Below are 19,608 nucleotides of genomic sequence, written 5' to 3'. Positions count from 1 at the left end.
GGTCACGGTCCTCACAGCGTCGATCCCTCGCCGGCCTCGGCCGCGACCGGGTCGCGCCCGTTCACCCCGACCCGCCCGGAGGGCACGCCGGCGCGCTGCCGGTAGGACTCGACGAAGTCGATGAGCTCCGGGCCGCGCGGGCGCCGTCCCGGCCGGATGTCGGCGGTGCTGACCTTGTCCTCCTGGATGTGCGTGTTCGGGTCGAGCACGATCCCGAGCAGGTCGTTGGCCGAGTCGCCCGTCGACAGGCCGCTGTAGGACCAGTGGTAGGGCATCCCGATCTGGTGCACGACCTGCCCGCCCCGCAGCCGGATCGGCCGGATCCGCTCGGTGACCAGCACCTTCGCCTCGATCGCCGTCCGCGCGCTGACCAGCGTGGCGTACCCGCCGTTGGTCAGGCCCCGCAGCTCGGCGAGCTCCGGGCTGACCTCGACGAAGAACTCCGGCTGCAGCTCGGACAGGTACGGCAGGGTGCGGCTCATCCCGCCGGCGGTGTGGTGCTCGGTCAGCCGGTAGGTGGTCACCTGGAACGGGAAGACGTCGCTGCGCGACGGGTTCTCCCGGTTCCACGGGCCCTCGATGTGCTCGAGGGTCGGGTTGGCCTGCTGCTTGTACAGCGCGTTCTCGACGACGGACTCCGCCGGCTCGTAGTGCGTCGGCAGCGGGCCGTCGACCAGGCCCGCCGGCGCGAACAGCCACGCCTTGCCGTCGCCCTGCATGACGAACGGGTCGGCGCCGCCGATCGCGTCCTGCGCCCTGGCGCCGTCCGGCGGCACGTAGTCCGGGCGCTTGGTCGCCTCGAAGTCCGGGTTGTCGGCGCCGGTCCAGCGACCGGCCTCCTCGTCCCAGTAGACGTACTTCTTGCGCTCGCTCCACGGCTTGCCGTCCGGGTCGGCCGAGGCGCGGTTGTAGAGGATCCGCCGGTTGTACGGCCAGGCCCAGCCCCACTCCGAGGCCACCGGCCCCTGCTCGCGGCCGGGCTTGCGGCGGGCGGACTGGTTGACCTCGTCGGCGTAGACGCCGGAGTAGATCCAGCACCCGCACGTCGTCGAGCCGTCGTCGCGCAGGTCCATGTACCCCGACACCGCGCGCCCGTCGGGACCGACGCCGTTGATCTCCCGCAGCACGGCCTCGGCGCTGGGCTCCCGGTCGTGCCCGTGCGTCGGGTAGTCCCAGGTGAGGTCGAGCAGCGGGCGGTCCCGCGGGTCGGTGGAGCCGGCCAGCCGCTCGCGCAGGATGCGACCGAGGTGGAAGTAGAACCACAGGTCGCTCTTGGCGTCGCCCGGCGGGTCGACCGCCTTGTGCCGCCACTGCAGCAGCCGCTGCGTCTGGGTGAAGGTCCCCTCCTTCTCCGCGTGCGAGGCCGCGGGCACGAAGAAGACCTCGGTGGCGATCGTCTCGGGGGCCAGCTCCCCGGTCTCGATCTCCGGGGACTCCTTCCAGAAGGTCGCCGACTCGATCATCTGCAGGTCGCGGACGACCAGCCAGTCGAGGTTGGCCAGCCCGAACCGGTTCATGCGCCCGTTGGGGTGCCCGACCGTCGGGTTCTCGCCGACCAGGAAGTAGCCGGAGATCTTCCCCTTGATCATGTCGACGATCTGCCGGTAGGAGCTGTGGTCGCCGTCGATCTTCGGCATGTAGTCGAAGGCGAAGTCGTTCTCCGCGGTCGCGGCGTCCCCCCACCAGGCCTTGAGCAGGCTGACGGTGTAGGCGCGCTTGTTGCCCCAGAAGCCGGCCTTGCCGGCGGCGTCGGCGCAGTACTCGTCCAGCGAGCCGTGCTGCAGCGCGTGCGGCATGGGCAGGTAGCCCGGCAGCAGGTTGTACAGCGTCGGGACGTCGGTCGAGCCCTGGATGCTGGCGTGGCCGCGCAGCGCCAGGATGCCGCCGCCGGGACGGCCGATGTTGCCCAGCAGCGTCTGCAGGATCGAGCAGGTGCGGATGTACTGGGCGCCGACGCTGTGCTGCGTCCAGCCCACCGAGTACACCCACGCCGTCGTCCGCTCGCGGCCGCTGTTCTCCGTCACCCAGCGGGCGACCTGCAGGAAGACCTCCGGCTCGATGCCGCAGACCTCGGCCACCATCTCCGGGGTGTAGCGGTCGAAGTGCCGCTTGAGGACCTGGAAGACCGACCGCGGGTGCTGCAGCGTCTCGTCGCGCTTGGGCTTGGCCGGGATCGGCGGGCCGCCGCTGCCGGACGCCTGGGCGTGGTCGGTCTTCTTGACCTCGGGGTCCTGCTCCCTGCGGTCCTGCTCGGCGGCGCCGGCCGGGTCGTCGGAACCGGAGTGCGGCGGCTCCTCGGGCTCGTACTGCCAGCTGGCCTCGTCGTACTGGCTGTTCTCCGGGTCGAACCCGGAGAACAGGCCGTCGAGGTCCTCGGAGTCGACGTAGTCCTCACCGACCAGCGCCGCGGCGTTGGTGTAGGCGACGACGTACTCCTTGAAGTACAGGTCGTTGTCGAGCACGTACCGGATCAGGCCGCCGAGGAAGGCGATGTCGGTGCCGATCCGCAGGGGCACGTGCAGGTCGGCGATCGCGCTGGTGCGGGTGAACCGCGGGTCGACGTGGATGACCTTGGCGCCGCGCGCCTTCGCCTCCGAGACCCACTGGAAGCCCACCGGGTGGCACTCGGCCATGTTCGAACCCTCGATGACGATGCAGTCGGAGTTCGCGAGGTCTTCCTGGGAGTTCGTGGCACCGCCACGACCGAACGAGGCACCCAGACCGGGCACCGTGGCGGAGTGCTATATGCGCGCCTGGTTCTCGATCTGGATGGCGCCCATGGCGCTGTAGAGCTTCTTCATGAGGTAGTTCTCCTCGTTGTCGAGGGTCGCCCCTCCGAGGCTCGCTATCCCCATCGTGCGGTTCACGCGCTTGCCGTCGTTCTCGTCCTGCCAGCCCTTGCGCCGGGCCTCGAGGACGCGGTCGGCGATCATCTCCATCGCCGTGTCGAGCTCGAGGTCCTCCCACTCCGTCCCGTACGGACGGCGGTACTTCACCGTCGTCACGCGGGTCGGGCTGGTGACCAGCTGCTTGCTGGCGCTGCCCTTGGGGCACAGCCGGCCGCGGCTGATCGGCGAGTCCGGGTCGCCCTCGATCTGGACGATCCGCTCGTCCTTGACGTAGATCCGCTGGCCGCAACCCACCGCGCAGTAGGGGCACACGCTCTGCACGACGCGGTCGGCGGTGGCCGTGCGGCTCACGACGTTCTCCGTCGCCTTGCTGCGGGCCGCCGCGCCGCGTCCGAGGGGGTCGGGGCCGGTCAGCTGCCGGAACACCGGCCAGGCGTCGAGCCAGGTCTTCACGCTGTGGACTCTGCCACTCCCGGCCGGATCCGGCGCGCGGACGGGACCCGGCGGTGCCGGACGGTCCCGTCCGCCATCCTCCCGGGCTCCGCGCCGGGGGTGTTCCTCGTGCTCCGCGGGTGCCGCACCACCCCCGGAGCACGAGGAACGCCCCTCCCGCGAGCGCGCAGGGCCGTCCTTCACGGGCGGGCGGCGAGGAACGCCTGCGCGAGGCGCTTCGGCGCCTTCGCCAGCCACGCCTCGGTGACCAGCTCGGCGAGCTCGCCGACGTCGACCTGCTCCAGGCGCACGAGCACCGCGGGGTACCCGTCGAAGTGCGGCGTGGTCAGGTAGACGGCGGGGTCGTCGGCGACCAGGGCGTGCTTGACGCCCTCGTCGGCCACGGCGGCGCCGAGGACCGGGCCGGCGGGGGCGTCGTCCCCGAGGTGCTCGAGGTCGGCACGGCGCAGCGGCCGCTCCCACACGAAGGTCCGCCCGCGCACCTTCCACGACGCCGAGCCCCACGAGGTGCCCTCGGTGGTCTCCGGCAACGCCAGTGCCAGGCGCCGCACGTCCGCCCAGGTGGCCACGCCGGCACGCTATCGCCGCGAGCCCCGGGAACGGGCTCCGCCGTGCACCCCGCGGGAGCGCACGGCGGGGTCAGGGGGCCGGGGCGCGGGAGGCCCGCGGGGGGAGCACCACGCCGCACGCGGCCAGCCGCTCCCGCAGCCGCGCGGCCTCCTGACGGCGCTGCTCGGCTCGCCGTCGGAGCACCGCGCCCTGCCGGGGCTCGGCCCGCGCGGCCTTGAGCTCCAGCACCGCGGCCGTCTCCAGGTGCAGCGCCATGCGGCGCAGCTCCCCCGACAGCTCCGTCACCGACCCTGGCAACCCCGGGTCTGCTCCCACTGAGGTCATGGCACGGATGGTCGGACGCATCCGGCCCGCCCGCACCCGGAACGGCGCGTCGCCCCCCGGACGACCGACGGGCACCGACGGCTCCGGTCCCGTCGGTGCCCGGGTCGATACTGGTCGGGTGGTCGGGATGGGGCTGCACTGGCTGGGTCACTCGACGGTCCGCGTCGAGCTGGCCGGCAGCACCGTGCTCACCGACCCGGTGCTCACCCGCTCGGTCGGTCCGCTGCGCCGGGTCGCCCCCCTCCCGGCCCCGGCGTCCTGGGCCGGCGTCGACCTCGTGCTGGTCAGCCACCTGCACGGCGACCACCTGCACCTGCCCTCGCTGCGGGCGCTCGACCCCGACGTGCGCGTCGTCGTCCCGCGGGGGGCGGGCGGCTGGCTGCGCTCGCGCGGCCAGCGCTGGGTCGACGAGCTCGCGCCCGGCGAGTCGCTGGTGCACGGCGCCCTGCGCGTGACCGCCGTCCCGGCGGCGCACAGCGGCCACCGGTGGGGTCCGCGCCTGACCCACGGTCCCGACACGACCGCCGTCGGGCACCTGGTCGAGGGCGACGGGCAGACGGTCTACGCCTGCGGCGACACCGACCTGTTCGACGGCATGACCGGGATCGGGGACCGCGGCGTCGACGTCGCGCTGGTGCCGGTGTGGGGCTGGGGACCGACGCTGGGACCGGGCCACCTCGACCCGCGGCGGGCGGCCGAGGCGGTGGCGCGGGTGCGCCCGGCGGTCGCCGTCCCGGTGCACTGGGGCACGCTCACCGTCCCCGGGGGGACGACGCTGCCCGGGCTCGCCGGGCGCTACCGGCGGCTGCTGGCCGACCCCCCGCGCGCCTTCGCCGCCGCGGTCGCCGCGCGCGGCCTGCCCACCACGGTCGCGCTGACCGAGCCCGGCGAGCCGGTCGGGCTGCCCACCGCGGCAGGCACACCGTGAGCGCGGTGACCGCGGCGGGGACGCTGGCGGCGAGCTGGACCGACGGCTCGACGCTCGGCTACCCGGTCGTCCTCGGCGGCGTGCTGCTGGGCTCGGTCGTGCCGGTCGTGCCCACCGGGGCGGTGGTCGGCGCCGCCGCGGCCCTGGCCACCAGCACGGGCCGGCTCGACCTGACGCTGGTGCTCCTGCTCTCCACGCTCGGCGCCTGGGCCGGCGACGTCCTCACCTTCGCCGTCTGCCGGTACGGCGGACCGGCCGCGCTGCGCTGGGTGGCGCGCGGCCAGCACGCCGACCGCATCGAGGAGGTGCGCGAGCAGTTCCGCCGGCACGGCTGGCAGATAGTCATCGCCGGCCGGCTGCTGCCCGCCGGCCGCATCCCCGTGCTGCTGGCGGCGGGGGCGCTGGCCTACCCGTGGCGGCGGCTGCTGCCGGCGTCGCTGCTCGCCGCGGCGCTGTGGGCCTGCGCCTACGCGGTGATCGGCGTCGTCAGCGGGGGCGTCTTCGACAACCCGCTCCTGGCCACGCTGGTGGCCACCCTGCTCGTGCTCCTCGTCGGGGCGGTGCTCAACCTCGCGGGGGCGCACCGCAGGCGGCACCCCGCGCCCGTGGGAGAGCCGGAGGACGAGGACACCCCGACGCCGTGCGGCCCGGCGTGAGCCGGCCGGGCGGCCCGGGTGGCCGGGTGCTCGGCCGCGGGCGGACGACGGCCCGGGTGCTGCTCACCTGGCTGCTGACCACGCTGGCCCTCGTCGTCCTCGACCGCTGGCTCGACGGCTTCGCGACGGGCGGCTGGTGGCAGCCACCGCTGGCCGCCCTGCTGCTCGGACTGCTCGCCGGGGTCGTCTGGCCGCTGGTGATGCGCGTGGCCCTGCCGGTCGCGCTGTTCACCCTGGGGCTGGGCAGCTTCCTGCTGCTGGGGGCCGCGGTGCTCGCCGTCTCCTTCGCCGTGCCGGGCGTGGTCGTGGCCGACCTGCGCACCGGCGTGCTCGTCGTCGTCGCCATGGCCGCGGTGACGGCGGTGGTCAGCAGCGCGCTGGCCATCGACGAGGACGAGGTGTTCTTCCGCCGTGCCCGGCGCCGTGCGGGCGGCGCCAGCCTGGAGCCCTGCCCGCCCGGCGTGCTGTTCCTGCAGATCGACGGCCTGGGTGCCGACGTCGCCCGCCGCGCCGTCCGCGACGGGTCGATGCCCACACTGGCCGCGTGGCTGCGCTCGGGCAGCCACGCGCTGACCTCGTGGCACACCGACTGGAGCTCGCAGACCGGCGCCTCCGTGTGCGGCATCCTGCACGGCTCCAACCACGACGTCCCGGGCTTCCGCTGGTACGAGAAGGACCGCGACCACGTCGTCGCGGTGTCGCGCCCGTCCGACGCCGCCGAGGTCGAGCGGCGGCACTCCGACGGCCGCGGGCTGCTCGCCGGCGGCGGCGCCAGCCGCGGCAACCTGTTCAGCGGCGACGCCCCGTTCGTCAGCCTGACCATGAGCTCGCTGCCACTGGTGGCGCCGCGGCGGGCCGGGCGGCGCCGCGACCGGGTGGGCGGGGGCTACTACGCCTACTTCGCCAACCCGGTGAACGCCGTCCGCACGCTCGGGACGTCGCTGGCCGACGTCTACCGCGAGCTCGCGGCCGCCGCCCGCCAGCGCCGCGCCGACGTGCGCCCGCGGGTCAGCCGGGGCGGGGTCTACCCGCTGGCCCGGCCGGGGACGACGGTCGTCGCCCGCGACGTCGTCGTCGCCGCCATCCTCGAGGACGTGCTGGCCGGCCGGCCGGTGGTGTACGCCGACTTCCTCGGCTACGACGAGGTCGCCCACCACAGCGGCGTCGAGCGCTTCGACACCCTCGAGGTGCTGCGCAGCATCGACCAGCAGATCGGCCGGCTGGCCCGCGCGGTCCAGCTCGGCCCGCGCCCCTACCACCTGGTGCTGCTCTCCGACCACGGCCAGACGCAGGGCGAGGCGTTCGCCCAGCGCTTCGGGGAGACGATCGAGGCCTTCGTCGGGCGGCACTGCGGCGGCTCCCCGCCGCCCGGACAGCGCGGCGGGGAGCCCCGGGACAGCCGGCGGCCGGCCGAGGGCTGGCAGGTCGCCTCCGCGCTGGCCGAGGCCGCGTCCGGGCCCGGGGTCATCGCCCGCCGGCTGCGCGAGCGGGTGGAGACCGCCGGCGCCGCCGAGCACCGGCACCGCACGCCGCCGGGGCAGCCCGGCCGCGTGGCCCGGGTGGCGCCGGGGGTGGTGGTCGTCGTCTCCGGGCACACCGCCGCGATCTCGTTCCCCGACCTGCCGGGCCGGGTGCCGCTGGAGGAGATCGAGCACCACTGGCCCGACCTGCTGCCGGCCCTGGTCGACCACGACGGCGTGGGCTTCCTGCTGGTGCACTCCGAGGACCAGGGGCCGGTGGTCCTCGGCCGCGACGGGGTGCACCGGCTGGCCACCCGGGAGGTGCTCGGCGAGGACCCGCTGGCGCCCTACGGCGAGCACGCGGCCGCGCTGGTGACCCGGGTCTCCGGGTTCCCGCACTGCCCCGACGTCGTGGTCAACAGCCGCTACGACCCCGACACCGATGAGGCCTCGCCCTTCGAGCCGCACGTCGGGTCGCACGGCGGGCTCGGCGGTCCCCAGCAGCGCGGCTTCCTCGCCCACCCCCGGACGCTGACCGCGCCGGGCGAGGTCGTCGGCGCCGAGCACCTGCACCGGGTGCTGCGCGGCTGGCTCACCGAGCTCGGCCACCCGGAGCCCGACGGGACGGACGCCGCCGTCGGCCCCGACAGCCCGGCGGCACTGCGGGAGGCCGACCCCAGCCGGGTGTGAGGCCCCGCCGCGAACGCCCGGCCACGGCGACGTGAACTCCGCCCGCCACCGTGGCGCCGCTCGCGCCGTGTCCACGACAGTGGGCCGATGCGACCCGACGCCCGCGCCTGGTTCTCCGGCCGCACGTACACCGCCCGCTCGGCCGCCGACCTCGACGTCGCGGCCCTGCTCCGGGCCAAGCGCCGGGGCGGGCACCGGGTGAGCGTCGTGCTCCCCGCCCGCGACGAGGAGGCCACGGTCGGCCGGCTGGCCGGGGATCTCGTCGAGCGGTGGGTGCGGCGGGTCCCGCTGGTCGACGAGCTGCTCGTCGTCGACTCCGACTCCACCGACCGCACCGCCGAGGTCGCCCGGGCCGCCGGCGCCGACGTCGTCGCCACCGCCGACGTGCTGCCCGCCCACGGCACCCGGCCGGGCAAGGGCGAGGCGCTGTGGAAGTCGCTGGCGGCCACCACCGGCGACCTGCTGGTCTTCCTGGACGCCGACCTGCTCGGCGACGTGACGCACTACGTGCCCGGCCTGCTCGCCCCGCTGCTCACCGATCCGCAGGTCGGCTACGTCAAGGGCTGCTACACCCGGCCGCTGGAACTGTCCGGCCACACCTCCCCCGCCGGCGGCGGCCGGGTCACCGAGCTGACCGCCCGGCCGCTGCTCGACGCGCTGTGGCCGGAGCTGGCCGGGTTCGTGCAGCCGCTGGGCGGCGAGTACGCCGGCCGCCGCTCGGCGCTGGAGCAGGTGCCGTTCCTGTCCGGCTACGGCGTCGAGGTCGGCCTGCTGGTCGACCTGCTGGGGCTGCTCGGCCTGCCCGGCCTGGCGCAGGTGGACCTCGGCGTCCGCCGGCACACCTCGCAGGACCAGGAGGCGCTCGGCCGGATGGCCGGCCAGGTGGTGTCGGCGGTGCTCTCGCGCGTCCCCGGCGTCCGCGCCGACGCCGGCGGGCTGCTCACCCAGTTCCGCAGCGACGGCGGCGGTGGGTTCGTCCCGGTCAGCACGTCCGTGGCCGTCGACGAGCGGCCGCCGATGGTCGGCGTCGCGGAGTACCGGGCCGACCGCGCCGGCGCCGTCTGAGGACCTCACGGTCCGTGGCCGGGGCGGTCCCCCACACGGACGCGGCGTGACCCTGCGCAAGGTGACGGCGACGCTCACGCACCGAGGAGGACGCTGCCCACGGACGGGGTGCGCGCTCTCCGCACGGACGACGTCCCGTACGGCATGCTGTCGCGCCGGGGGACCCGCGCCGCGCAGTGGAGCCGGCGCCTGACCAGGGGGAACAGCCCGTGCGCCCTGACGTCCACCGCTGGCTGCGCCGGCGCACCTTCTCCGCCGCCACGTGGTCGGCAGCCGAGCTGGCCGCCGCCCGGAGCGCCCAGGGGACCACGGTCAGCGTCGTGCTGCCGGCGCTCGACGAGGAGGCCACCGTCGGCGCGATCGTCACCACGATCCGCGAGGAGCTCGTGCTGCGCGCGCCGCTGGTCGACGAGGTGGTCGTCGTCGACAGCGGGTCGGCCGACCGCACCGCCGCGGTCGCCGCGGACGCCGGTGCGCGCGTCGTCGACGTCGCCACCGTCCTGCCCGCCCACGGCCGGGTGCCGGGCAAAGGCGAGGCGCTGTGGAAGGGACTGGCGGCCACCAGCGGCGACCTCGTCGTCTTCGTCGACGCCGACCTGGTCGGCTTCGACCCGCAGTTCGTCGTCGGCCTGCTGGGCCCGCTGCTCACCGAGCCGGGCATCGGCTACGTCAAGGCGCTCTACGACCGCCCGCTGTCCACGACCGAGGGGATCGTCCCCTCCGGCGGCGGGCGGGTGACCGAGCTGGTCGCCCGGCCGCTGCTCAACGCGTTCTGGCCGCAGCTGGCCGGGTTCGTCCAGCCGCTCTCGGGCGAGTACGCCGGCCGCCGCGAGCTGCTCGAGCAGGTGCCGTTCTTCTCCGGCTACGGCGTCGAGTTCGGCCTGCTGGTCGACCTGGCCGCGCTGGCCGGTGTCGACGCGCTGGCGCAGGTCGACCTCGGCTCCCGCCGCCACGGCCACCAGTCCGACGCCGCACTGGGCCGCATGGCCGGGCAGATCCTGCAGACGGCGATGGCCCGGCTCCCGCGCGGCGGCGCGCCGGCCCCGGACCTGCTGCAGTTCCTGCGCACCGGCGACGGCGTGGAGGCGGTGAGCTGGGACGTCGGCGTCACCGAGCGGCCGCCCATGCAGACGGTGCGGGCGGCGGCCGGCGCGCAGGGGCGCCGCCGGTGAGGCTGCTGGTGGACGCCGGTCCCTGGCTGCCCGTCCCGCCGGAGGGCTACGGCGGCCTGGAGAACGTCGTCGCCACGCTCGTCACCGAGCTGCGCGCCCGCGGCCACACCGTCGTCCTGGCCGCCTCCGGGGACTCGACGCTGCCCGTCGACGGCCTGGTCAGCGCCTTCCCCGGCGGCCGCTTCGACTCACTCGGCGCCCCCTACTCCCAGGTCGTGGGGGTGGCGCACGCGCACGCGCTGGCGGTCGCCGACGCCGTCACCGCGGCCACGGCCGCCGGGGAGCCCTTCGACCTGGTGCACACCCACCTCGAGGTCGTCGGCCCGGCGGTGCTCGGCGCGCTCGGCCCGGCCGCGCCCCCGGTGCTGCAGACCCTGCACTGGGACCTGCACCGCAACGCCGACTTCTACGAGCGCTTCGACGGCCGCGGCCGGGTGTTCTTCGCCGGCGTCTCCGACAGCCAGGTGACCCGGGGCCCGGACCGGCTGCGCCGGCAGACCCTGGCCGCCGTCCCGCTGGCGGTGCCGGTCGACGGGCCGCCGCCGCTGCCGCGCGAGGAGCGCGACGACGCCGTGCTCGTGCTGTCGCGGCTGTGCGAGCTCAAGGGCACCGACACCGCCGTGCGCGCCTGCCGCGCCGCCGGGGTCCCGCTCGTCCTCGCCGGTCCGGTCGGCCCCCTGCCCGACCGCGCCGCCCTCGACGCCGCCCTGGCCACGCCCGGGCACCCGGCGCTGGCCCACCCTGACGTCGCCTGGTTCCGCGCGTGCGTCGACCCGCTGCTCGACGGCGAGCAGGCGCGCTGGGTGGGCGGCGTGGCCGGCGCGCGCAAGGCCGACCTGCTGCGCCGCGCCCGGGCGGTGCTGTTCCCGATCCGCTGGGAGGAGCCCGGCGGGACCGCGGTCTGCGAGGCGCTGGCGGCCGGCACACCGGTGGTGGCCATGGCCCGCGGCTGCCTGCCCTCGCTGGTCGACGACGGGCGCACCGGGCTGCTGGCCCACGACGAGGCCGGCTTCACCGCGGCGCTGGCCCGGATCGGCCGGATCGACCCGCTGGCCTGCGCGGAGGAGGCGCGACGGCGGTTCGCCCCGGCCGTCATGGCGGCGGCCTACGAGCGGGTCTACGCCGAGGTGCTCCGCCGGGCCGGTCAGGGGCGCACGGGCTCCCCGGTGCGCGCGGACTCGGCGATCGCGACGGCCAGCCGGTGGGTGCGCAGCGCCTCGGCGTAGTCGACCAGCCCCCCGGCGCGGGTGCCGCCGACCAGCAGGTCGACGAAGGCCCGGTCGACGGCGGTGCGGGCGTCGACCGCGGGCTCGGAGCGCTCGGTGCCGGCCGCCGTGGTCACGGCCAGGGAGGTCTCGGTGAGCTCGACGGCGGCGCCGGCGCAGGACAGCTCGATGCCGGCGCGGGTCTTGGCCGGCTGCGCGCAGGCCGCGGTCAGGGTGCCGACCGCGCCGGAGGCGAACCGGAGCACCGCCGCCGTGGCGTCGTCGACGTCCCGGCCCTCCGCCGACGACGGCGCCGCCACGGCCTGCACCTCGGCCACCTCCCCGGCGAGCAGGCGGGCGAGGTCGAGCACGTGGGTGGCCTGCTCGACGACCTGCCCGCCCGAGCGCTCGGCGCGCGCCCACCAGGCCGGGGGCGGCACCTTGTCCAGCCAGGTGGCCGAGACCAGCCGCGGCGGGGCGGCGGCGCACACCGCGCGGGCGGCGGTCACGGTGTCCAGGTGCCGCCAGTGGTAGCCGGTCGCCGTCGGCACCCCCGCGTCGGCGACGGCGGCGGCCACCTCCTCGGCGACGGCGCGCCCGGCGCCGAGCGGCTTCTCCACGAACAGCGGCAGGCCGGCCCGCACCACGGTGAGCTCGAGCTCCCCGTGGGCGAACGGCGGCACGCACAGCCAGACGGCGTCCAGGCTCGACCCGAGCAGCCGGCCGACGTCGTCGACGGCGGGCACGCCCAGCTCGGCGGCCAGCGCGGCGGCCGCGTGCGGGACGGCGTCGGTGACCCCCACCAGCTCGACGCCGTCCAGGCCGGTCAGCGTGCGCCCGTGGCGGGCGCCCACCCCTCCGGCGCCGACCAGGCCGACCCGCAGGCTCACGCCAGCGGCGTCCCGTCGAGGCCCGCGAGCAGGTCGCCGGGGGTGTCGAAGAGGGCCACTGCCCCGGCCTCGCGCAGCTCGTCGTCCCCGAAGCCGCCCGAGCGCACGACCACGGCGGGCATGCCGGCGTTCCCGGCGGCCTGCACGTCCCACACCGAGTCCCCGACCAGCGCGCTGGCCGCGTCCTCCGGCTCGCCCAGCTTGCGCAGGGCCACCTGGAGCAGGTCAGGGGCGGGCTTGGTCGCCTCGACGTCCCCACTCGTCGTCCAGGCCTCGGCGAGGCCCCGGGCGTCGAGCAGGTCGAGGTAGTGGTCCACGTGGTGCGGCTTGCCCGAGCTGGCCAGCACCACCCGGTGGCCGCGCTCGCGCAGACCGGCGAGCAGGTCGCGCGCACCGGGCAGCGGCGCGACCTCGTCGATCAGCGCGTCGACCTCCTCGACCCAGCGCTCACGCGCCTGCTCGCCGACCCGCCGCTCGAGCTCCTCACCACCGATGGCGCCGACCAGCTGGTCACCGCCCATGCCGATGAGCCGGTGGATCCGCCAGACGGGGAACGTCTCGCCGAGCGAGCGGAACGCGCGGTACCAGGCGAGCGCGTGCTGGTAGTTGGTGTCGACGAGCGTGCCGTCGACGTCGAGGACGGCGACCAGGTGCGGGTTCACGGCGGGGGCACTGCCCAGCCCCACCGGAGCCGAACCCCGGCCGGCCCGCACGAGCGGCCGCCGGCCCCGTCGGCGGTCGACCCCGCCTGCACCGATCAGGCCGCGCGCACAGCGTCTCTATGGTCTCTACCGTGAGTGAGCAATCCCGCCGGGCGCAGAAGAAGGCACTGACCCGCGCGCACGTCCGCGAGACGGCCCAGCGGCTCTTCGCCGAGCACGGCTTCGACACCGTGACCATCGCCGACGTCGCGGCCACGGCGGACGTGGCGGTGCAGACGGTGTTCAACCACTTCGCCACCAAGGAGGAGCTCTACTGGTCCGGGCGGGCGCCGTGGGTGTCGGCCCCGGAGGCCGCCGTCCGGGAGCGGCCGGCCGGCGTCCCGGCGCTCCGGGCGCTCCGCGAGCACCTGGCCGGCGCCATCGGCGACCACGTCGAGGGGCTGGCCACCCCGGAGGGCCGCCGCGTGGTGTCCGTCCTGGGGTCCTCGCCGGGACTGCAGGCCGCCGAGCGGGAGCTGGTGCACGAGTGCGAGGGCCGGGTGCGGGCCGCGCTGCTGGAGGCCTGGACCGGTCCCGGTGCGGAGTCGCCGCGCCCCGTGCGACCGGCGGTGACCGCAGGCCTGGTCGCGGCCACGTGGGTGGCCACCACGCGGGTGCTGGCCACCGGGCCGCGCGATCCCCTGCCGGCGCCGGAGGACGTCCCCGCACTGGCCGCGGCGGCCCGGGAGCTGGCCGCGCGGCTGCTCACCCGCTTCGAGGTCGACGTGACGGAGCAGTTCGTCACCGGCGAGGACCCCGTGCGGCCCGGGGCGCTGCGCGCCTGCTGACCGGGCCGGCCGGCTGCCGGGCGGCGCGTCCAGGACACGCCACAGGGGCGCACGCCCCGGGGACGCGCGCCTCGCGAGCCGGGGGACCGGCCCGGGTGCCTCAGCGGTGGACGGGCACCGCGGCGGGGAGCACGATCGGCAGCAGGACGTCGTCGACGACCTGCTCGACGTGCTCGGCGACCATCGCGCCGTCACCGGCGGCGGTCAGCCGCTGCCACCAGAAGGCCTCGAGCACCGAGCGCAGCAGGGCCAGCCGCTCGGCCGGCACCGGCTCCTCGTCCCGCTCGGCCCAGCGCGCGCCGAGGCCCTCGACGACCGCGGTCAGCGGGCGCACCAGCGCCGCGTCGAGCCCGGCGCGCAGGTCCTCGTCGTGCCGGGCGGCACCGACGATGCTGGCCACGGCCCGCTCCTCGCGGGTCAGCGGCCGCTGCCACGACGCGACCAGGGCCGCGAGGTCGCCGCGCACCGAGCCCTCGTCGTCGGGCGCGCCGACCAGCGTGAAGCGCCCGACGGCCGAACGGGCCAGGGCCGACATCGACGCCCAGCGCCGGTAGATGCCGGCCTTGCCCGCCCGGGCCCGGGCGGCGACGCGGTCGCTGTTGAGCCGTCCCCAGCCCTCCTCGGCGAGGATGTCGACGGCGACCGCGACCAGTTGCTCGGACAGCTCCGCGCTCAGCGGGCGCCCGGGAGTGCCGCTCACGAACGTAACCGTTCGCACGTCATCATGTTGTGCACGGTCTCATCTTGACCTCTCGATGGAGTCACCACAACGACAAGGGGTCTCCGATCACCCGACGCGGCGCCGCGACCCCGCGTTCAGGCCCCGGCGGCGCTCTCGACGTGGACGCGCAGCCCCGCGCCGTCGTCGACGACCCAGCCGTGGTCCCGGGCGGTCTCCAGCAGGCCCTCCCAGCGCTGGGGCCAGTCGCCCGCACCCGCCTCCGACCCGGCCTGCGACTCGGCGGCGGCCCGCAGCGCCGCGGCGTCCAGGACGCCGGAGTCGGCATCCTCCAGCCGTCCGAGTCCGGCCTCGCGCAGTGCGGCGTCGGCCTCCTCGTCGGTCACCTGGCCGAGGGCCAGGTGCAGTCGCCCGAGGTCGTCGACGTCGACGACCCGCACCTCGGGACGCTCGTCGGCGCCCGTCACCACCTCGACGATCACAGCGACCTCCTCGAGGGTCGTGTCTCAGACGTGCCAGGGGAAGCGGGAGAAGTCCGGGTCGCGCTTCTCCAGGAAGGCGTCCCGTCCCTCCACGGCCTCCTCGGCCGTGTAGGCCAGCCGGGTGGTCTCCCCGGCGAACAGCTGCTGACCGACCAGTCCGTCGTCGATCAGGTTGAACGAGTACTTGAGCATCCGCTGGGCGGTCGGGCTCTTGGCCACGATCCGCCGGCCCCAGTCCAGCGCGGTCGCCTCCAGCTCGGCGTGCGGGACGACGGCGTTGACCATGCCCATGCGGTGGGCGTCGGCGGCGGAGTACTCGTCGCCCAGGAAGAAGATCTCGCGGGCGAACTTCTGGCCGACCTGGCGGGCGAGGTAGGCCGAGCCGAAGCCGCCGTCGAAGCTGCCGACGTCGGCGTCGGTCTGCTTGAACCGCGCGTGCTCGGCGCTGGCCAGGGTGAGGTCGGAGACGACGTGCAGGCTGTGCCCGCCCCCTGCCGCCCACCCGGGGACGACGCAGACGACCACCTTCGGCATGAACCGGATGAGCCGCTGCGCCTCGAGCACGTGCAGCCGGCCGCTGGTGCGCCCCTTCTCGTGCTCGTAGCCGTGCCGCCCGCGCACCCGCTGGTCGCCGCCGGAGCAGAACGCCCAGCCGCCGTCGCGCGGGCTCGGGCCGTTGCCGGTGAGCAGCACGCAGCCGACGTCGGTGGACAGCCGGGCGTGCTCCAGCGCGGTGATGAGCTCGTCGACGGTCTGCGGGCGGAAGGCGTTGCGCACCTCGGGCCGGTCGAAGGCGATGCGGACGACGCCGGCGTCGACGGCGCGGTGGTAGGTGACGTCGCCGAAGTCGAACCCGTCGACGGGCTGCCACGCCGCGTCGTCGAAGGTCTCCGAGACGTCGTCGCGGGCGCTCATGCCAGCAACCTAACCGCGCCCGCGCGCCGGGGCAGGACACGGCCGGGGCCCCCCGGCGCCACGATCAGGTGACCTGATCGTGGGGTGTCCTCCCCGGGCGCCCACGGTCAGGGAGGACGCGCTGCGGTCAGGGAGGACGGACGGCGGGGGTGCGGGGCCGCCGGTAGCGTCGCGCGGGTGCCCGACGGCGCCGCCCTGCGCGTGGGCACCCTCAACATGGCCTCGGGCCGCGGCAGCGACGGCCGGGTCCTGACCGCGCCGCGGCTGGCCGCCGCCCTCGACGGCCTCGACGTCGACGTGCTCGCCGTCCAGGAGGTCGACGCCGGCCAGCCCCGCTCGGGCGGCACCGACCAGGCCGCCGTCCTCGCCGGCGCGCTCGGCGGGGCCGACTGGCGCGCCGCCGCCACGCTCACCGGCACCCCGAGCCCCTTCCGCGGCACCTGGACCGCCGCCGACCCGGCCGCGCTGCGCGGTCCCGGCAGCACGGTGACCGGACCCGCCTACGGCATCGCCCTGGTCAGCCGCCGGCCGGTGTGGCAGTGGGCGTCGCTCGGGCTGGGCACCGGGCGGGCGCGGCTGCCGGTGCGCGCCCCGGACCCCGCGACCGGCCGGCCACGGCTGTGGTGGGTCCCCGACGAACCGCGGATCGCCGTCGCCGCGTGCCTGGACGGGCTCACCGTGGTGGCCACCCACCTGTCGTTCTCACCCCCCACGGCGATCGGGCAGCTGCTCCGGCTGCGCCGCTGGTCGGCGTGCCTGCCCGGTCCGGTGGTCCTGGCCGGCGACCTCAACCTGCCCGGCAGCGTGCCGGCCCGGCTGCTCCGGGCGACCCGGCTGGTCAGCGCACCGAGCTTCCCGGCGGGCTCGCCGCGCACCCAGCTCGACCACGTGCTCGCCCTCGACGGCGGGCTCGCCGGGTCCGGCGCCGCCGCGCACGCGCTGGCCGTCGGCGACCACCGCGCGCTCACGGTCACGGTGGCGCGGCGCTAGACCGGGGCCTCGGACAGCAGCGGGCGCAGCCGGTCCATGGAGGCGGCCAGACCGGGGTGCAGGGTCACCTGGTGCAGCGTGGTCAGCGGGACCCACGCCACGCCGGTGCTCTCCCCGTCGAGCTGCAGCCGGCTCGGGTCGAGCGGGCCGGCGGGGCGGGCCAGCACGGTGGTGTAGGCCCAGCCGCCGTGGTCGTCCACCGAGCGGGCGCCGAGCACGAGGGCCGCGGCGGGCAGCCCCAGCTCCTCCTCGACCTCCCTCAGCGCTCCCTGCTCGGGTGACTCCCCGAGGTGCAGCGCGCCGCCGGGGGTCCCCCACGTGCCGCCGTGGTGCGACCAGAGCGCGCGGTGCTGGAGCAGCAGCTCGGGGCCCTCGCCGCCGTCGCGGTGCACCAGCAGGCCCGCGGCGCCGGCCCGGCCCCAGTGCCGGTGCCCGAGGTCGCAGGTCGTCCAGCCGTCGGTTGGGGTCAGCCCGCTGGTCACCACCCGACCAGTAGACCGCAGCCGCGCCACGGGCCGCCGGAGCGCACTGGCAGGATCCGGCGGGAGCAGCAGCCGACGAACGGGAGGGTCCGTGACCACCACGACGACGATGGCCGAGGTCTCCGGCCTGGTGGGCCAGGAGCTGGGCACCAGCGACTGGTTCGAGGTGACCCAGGACCGGGTGGACACCTTCGCCGACGCCACCGGTGACCACCAGTGGATCCACGTCGACGTCGAGCGCGCGAAGGCCGAGAGCCCCTTCGGCGGCCCGATCGCGCACGGCTACCTGACGCTGTCGCTCCTGGTGCCGCTGTTCGCCCAGGTCATCTTGGTCACCGACACCGCGATGGGCGTCAACTACGGCCTGAACAAGGTCCGCTTCCCCTCCCCGGTGCCGGTGGGCTCGCGGGTGCGGCTGACCGCGACCCTCAAGGACGTCGAGCAGGTCACCGGCGGGCTGCAGCTGACCTTCAGCGCCGTCATCGAGCGCGAGGGCAGCGAGAAGCCCGCCTGCATCGCCGAGCCGGTCTACCGCTACTACGGCGCCTGAGCGCCCGGTGCGGATCGCCGTCTTCACCGGTAGCCGGTCGGGACCGGCCGCGCACCAGGAGGCGGCCGCGGCGCTGGCCGCCGGGCTGGCCGGCGCCGGGGTCGGGCTCGTCTACGGCGGCGGGCACGTCGGGTTGATGGGCGCCGTCGCCGACGCCGCGCTGGCCGCCGGCGGCGAGGTGGTCGGGGTGATCCCGCAGCACCTGGTCGACGACGAGCTGGCCCACCCCGGGCTGCCGCGGCTGGAGGTCGTGGCCTCGATGCACGAGCGCAAGGCGCGCATGGCCGAGCTCGCCGACGCCTTCGTCGCGCTGCCCGGCGCCGCCGGCACCCTCGAGGAGCTGTTCGAGGCCTGGACCTGGGGGATGCTCGGGCTGCACGCCAAGCCGGTCGCGCTGCTCGACGTCGACGGGTTCTGGCAGCCGCTGCTGGCCCAGCTGCGGCGGATGGCCGACGACGGCTACCTCGAGCGGCGCCGGCTCGACGCGCTCGGCGTGGTGACCGACGCCGCCGGGCTGCTCGACTTCGTCGCCGGCTACGAGCACCCGCCGCGCAAGTGGGCCGACGGCAGGCCGCCCCGCCCCTGACCCGCGGCGGGACCCCGCAGGGAGCCGTAGCGTCGCCGTCGTGGAGCGCTGGGACGTCGTGGTCGTCGGCGGCGGCCCGGCGGGGTCGGCCGCCGCGCTGTCGGCCCGGGACACGGGCGCCTCGGTGCTCGTGCTCGACCGCGCGGACTTCCCGCGCGACAAGGTCTGCGGCGACGGGATCGCCCCGGAGGCCCTCGACGTGCTGGCCGGCCTCGGGGTCGACGTCGCCGCGCTGGTCGCCGGCTACGCCCCCGCGCCGCGGCTGTCGCTGCGCTCGCCCGGCGGGGCGACCGTCGACCGGGCCACGCACCGGCCGTCGTCGGTGGTGCCGCGGGCGGTGTTCGACGCCCGGCTGCTGGCCGCCGCGCTCGACCGCGGCGCCGTCCTCCGCCGGCACGCCGTCCGGTCGGTGACCCCGGGACCCGACGGCGTGGACGTCGACGGGGTGCTGCGGGCCGGGGTGCTCGTGGCCGCGGACGGGGCGGAGTCCGTCGTCCGCCGCGCGGTGGGCCTGCCCCGCAACCGTGACGACCGGTTGGCCGTGGCGCTGCGCGGCTACGCGCCCGAGCTGCCGGGCCAGGCCGGCACCCAGGTGCTGGTGACCACCGAGCAGCGCTGGCCGGCCTACGCCTGGTCGTTCCCGCTCGGCGACGGGCGGGCCAACGTCGGCTACGGCGAGCTGGTGTCCGGGGGCGCCACCCGGGCAGCGCTGGTCGACGGGCTGACCCGACTGCTGCCCGACAGCTGGGCCGGCGGGGAGCCCGAGGGCCTGCGGGCGCACCGGCTGCCGCTGTCGACCGGCCGCCCGCGCCAGCCCGACGGACGGGTGCTGCTCGCCGGCGACGCCGCGTCGCTGATCAACCCGATGACCGGCGAGGGCATCTTCTACGCCGTCCTGTCGGGAGCCTTGGCCGGCCGGGCCGCGACCGCCGGTGCCGGTGCGGGCGCGGCGCACCGGCGGGCGCTGCGCCGGCGGCTGGGCGGGCACCTGCGCTCGGCCGGGGTGGCGTCGTGGGTGAGCCGGTGGCCGGTCGTCATGGACGCCGCCTTCCGCGCCGCGGCCGCCGACCAGCGGGTGTTCGACGACGTCGTCGCCCTGGGCCTGGCCGACGGCCGGCTCACCGCCCGCACCCTGGCCGCCGCCGCCCGCTCCCTGCGCTGAACGACGACCGC

Annotated in this window: 21 protein-coding genes; 11 read left to right on the top strand and 10 right to left on the bottom strand. The window is 76.4% G+C overall.

Translation table 11 applies throughout. The features are described from left to right. Positions 1-11: 11 nt before the first annotated feature. The 4 genes from fdh to JOD57_RS14020 all read right to left on the bottom strand — a co-directional run bounded on the left by fdh (position 12) and on the right by JOD57_RS14020 (position 4,157). Positions 12-2,729 (bottom strand): formate dehydrogenase, encoded by a 2,718-nt coding sequence (gene fdh, locus JOD57_RS14035; protein WP_204692585.1) that lies wholly within the window; start codon positions 2,727-2,729, stop codon positions 12-14. Positions 2,730-2,741: 12 nt separating this feature from the next. Continuing rightward, positions 2,742-3,302 (bottom strand): molybdopterin-binding domain-containing protein, encoded by a 561-nt coding sequence (locus JOD57_RS27460; protein ID WP_204692584.1) that lies wholly within the window; start codon positions 3,300-3,302, stop codon positions 2,742-2,744. A 179-nt stretch (positions 3,303-3,481) separates the two neighbouring features. Further along, the gene (locus JOD57_RS14025; RefSeq protein WP_204692583.1) at positions 3,482-3,871 is read right to left on the bottom strand and encodes an MmcQ/YjbR family DNA-binding protein; all 390 of its coding nucleotides are present in this window, start codon (positions 3,869-3,871) and stop codon (positions 3,482-3,484) included. 70 nt (positions 3,872-3,941) lie between these two features. Beyond that, entirely contained in the window at positions 3,942-4,157 is a 216-nt protein-coding gene (locus JOD57_RS14020) for a hypothetical protein (protein WP_204692582.1), read from the bottom strand. 166 nt (positions 4,158-4,323) lie between these two features. On the opposite strand from JOD57_RS14020, the gene JOD57_RS14015 reads away from it, so the two are divergent. The 6 genes from JOD57_RS14015 (at position 4,324) to JOD57_RS13990 (ending at position 11,393) form a co-directional block, all read left to right on the top strand. Then, entirely contained in the window at positions 4,324-5,124 is an 801-nt protein-coding gene (locus JOD57_RS14015; RefSeq protein ID WP_239571973.1) for an MBL fold metallo-hydrolase, read from the top strand. A gap of 5 nt (positions 5,125-5,129) precedes the next feature. Continuing rightward, positions 5,130-5,780, top strand: coding sequence for a DedA family protein (locus JOD57_RS14010; protein ID WP_307824680.1), 651 nt, complete (start codon positions 5,130-5,132; stop codon positions 5,778-5,780). Continuing rightward, complete coding sequence (locus tag JOD57_RS14005; RefSeq protein ID WP_307824679.1) at positions 5,765-7,930, top strand: phage holin family protein; 2,166 nt, start codon at positions 5,765-5,767, stop codon at positions 7,928-7,930. Before JOD57_RS14010 ends, JOD57_RS14005 begins: the two co-directional genes overlap by 16 nt. Positions 7,931-8,017: 87 nt before the next feature. Then, positions 8,018-8,995, top strand: coding sequence for a glucosyl-3-phosphoglycerate synthase (locus JOD57_RS14000; protein ID WP_204692579.1), 978 nt, complete (start codon positions 8,018-8,020; stop codon positions 8,993-8,995). 209 nt (positions 8,996-9,204) lie between these two features. Further along, on the top strand, positions 9,205-10,167 hold the full coding sequence (locus JOD57_RS13995; RefSeq protein ID WP_204692578.1) for a glucosyl-3-phosphoglycerate synthase: 963 nt from the start codon (positions 9,205-9,207) through the stop codon (positions 10,165-10,167). Further along, the gene (locus JOD57_RS13990) at positions 10,164-11,393 is read left to right on the top strand and encodes a glycosyltransferase (RefSeq protein ID WP_204692577.1); all 1,230 of its coding nucleotides are present in this window, start codon (positions 10,164-10,166) and stop codon (positions 11,391-11,393) included. The genes JOD57_RS13995 and JOD57_RS13990 overlap by 4 nt, the downstream gene beginning before the upstream one ends. On the opposite strand, the gene JOD57_RS25445 is transcribed toward JOD57_RS13990, so the two are convergent. After that, positions 11,312-12,262 (bottom strand): Gfo/Idh/MocA family protein, encoded by a 951-nt coding sequence (locus JOD57_RS25445; protein WP_204692576.1) that lies wholly within the window; start codon positions 12,260-12,262, stop codon positions 11,312-11,314. The two genes, JOD57_RS13990 and JOD57_RS25445, sit on opposite strands and share 82 nt — an antisense overlap. Further along, positions 12,259-12,924: an HAD family hydrolase gene (locus JOD57_RS13980; protein WP_204692575.1), complete on the bottom strand. Its 666-nt coding sequence runs from the start codon at positions 12,922-12,924 to the stop codon at positions 12,259-12,261. The genes JOD57_RS25445 and JOD57_RS13980 overlap by 4 nt, the downstream gene beginning before the upstream one ends. Before the next feature lie 131 nt (positions 12,925-13,055). Here JOD57_RS13980 and JOD57_RS13975 point away from each other — a divergent pair, with 131 nt between their 5' ends. Beyond that, the gene (locus tag JOD57_RS13975) at positions 13,056-13,751 is read left to right on the top strand and encodes a TetR/AcrR family transcriptional regulator (RefSeq protein WP_204692574.1); all 696 of its coding nucleotides are present in this window, start codon (positions 13,056-13,058) and stop codon (positions 13,749-13,751) included. Between the two features lie 100 nt (positions 13,752-13,851). On the opposite strand, the gene JOD57_RS13970 is transcribed toward JOD57_RS13975, so the two are convergent. The 3 genes from JOD57_RS13970 to JOD57_RS13960 all read right to left on the bottom strand — a co-directional run bounded on the left by JOD57_RS13970 (position 13,852) and on the right by JOD57_RS13960 (position 15,827). Then, positions 13,852-14,451 carry a TetR-like C-terminal domain-containing protein gene (locus JOD57_RS13970; protein ID WP_204692573.1) on the bottom strand — a complete coding sequence of 200 codons (600 nt, stop codon included), beginning with the start codon at positions 14,449-14,451 and terminating at the stop codon, positions 13,852-13,854. A gap of 116 nt (positions 14,452-14,567) precedes the next feature. Beyond that, positions 14,568-14,912: a hypothetical protein gene (locus tag JOD57_RS13965; RefSeq protein WP_204692572.1), complete on the bottom strand. Its 345-nt coding sequence runs from the start codon at positions 14,910-14,912 to the stop codon at positions 14,568-14,570. A gap of 24 nt (positions 14,913-14,936) precedes the next feature. Beyond that, positions 14,937-15,827 (bottom strand): 1,4-dihydroxy-2-naphthoyl-CoA synthase, encoded by an 891-nt coding sequence (locus tag JOD57_RS13960; protein ID WP_204692571.1) that lies wholly within the window; start codon positions 15,825-15,827, stop codon positions 14,937-14,939. 177 nt (positions 15,828-16,004) lie between these two features. Between JOD57_RS13960 and JOD57_RS13955 the strand changes: the two genes are divergently transcribed. Further along, a complete protein-coding gene (locus JOD57_RS13955) occupies positions 16,005-16,817 on the top strand; it encodes an endonuclease/exonuclease/phosphatase family protein (RefSeq protein ID WP_307824678.1) in 813 nt (270 codons plus the stop codon). Here JOD57_RS13955 and JOD57_RS13950 read toward each other — a convergent pair. Further along, a complete protein-coding gene (locus JOD57_RS13950) occupies positions 16,814-17,299 on the bottom strand; it encodes an NUDIX domain-containing protein (protein WP_307824677.1) in 486 nt (161 codons plus the stop codon). The genes JOD57_RS13955 and JOD57_RS13950 overlap by 4 nt on opposite strands. Positions 17,300-17,390: 91 nt before the next feature. On the opposite strand from JOD57_RS13950, the gene JOD57_RS13945 reads away from it, so the two are divergent. The 3 genes from JOD57_RS13945 to JOD57_RS13935 are packed head-to-tail and all read left to right on the top strand — an operon-like array spanning position 17,391 to position 19,597. Next, a complete protein-coding gene (locus JOD57_RS13945) occupies positions 17,391-17,849 on the top strand; it encodes a MaoC family dehydratase (RefSeq protein ID WP_307824676.1) in 459 nt (152 codons plus the stop codon). A gap of 7 nt (positions 17,850-17,856) precedes the next feature. Further along, positions 17,857-18,435, top strand: a complete 579-nt coding sequence (locus JOD57_RS13940; protein WP_204692570.1) for an LOG family protein — start codon at positions 17,857-17,859, stop codon at positions 18,433-18,435. A 40-nt stretch (positions 18,436-18,475) separates the two neighbouring features. Beyond that, positions 18,476-19,597 (top strand): NAD(P)/FAD-dependent oxidoreductase, encoded by a 1,122-nt coding sequence (locus tag JOD57_RS13935; protein WP_204692569.1) that lies wholly within the window; start codon positions 18,476-18,478, stop codon positions 19,595-19,597. The last annotated feature ends 11 nt before the right edge of the window (positions 19,598-19,608 follow it).

Source organism: Geodermatophilus bullaregiensis (genome assembly GCF_016907675.1).
In the GTDB taxonomy this organism is placed as follows: Bacteria; Actinomycetota; Actinomycetes; order Mycobacteriales; family Geodermatophilaceae; genus Geodermatophilus; species Geodermatophilus bullaregiensis.
The sequence above is the reverse complement of the archived record's forward strand: the minus strand, read 5'-3'. Positions and strand labels throughout refer to the sequence as shown.

What these genes read in the sequence shown, in the direction of transcription:
- JOD57_RS14000 (WP_204692579.1), top strand. Translation starts at nt 8,018, where the DNA reads ATGCGACCCGACGCCCGCGCCTGGTTCTCCGGCCGCACGTACACCGCC.
- JOD57_RS14015 (WP_239571973.1), top strand. Translation starts at nt 4,324, where the DNA reads ATGGGGCTGCACTGGCTGGGTCACTCGACGGTCCGCGTCGAGCTGGCC.
- JOD57_RS13960 (WP_204692571.1), bottom strand. Translation starts at nt 15,827, where the DNA reads ATGAGCGCCCGCGACGACGTCTCGGAGACCTTCGACGACGCGGCGTGG.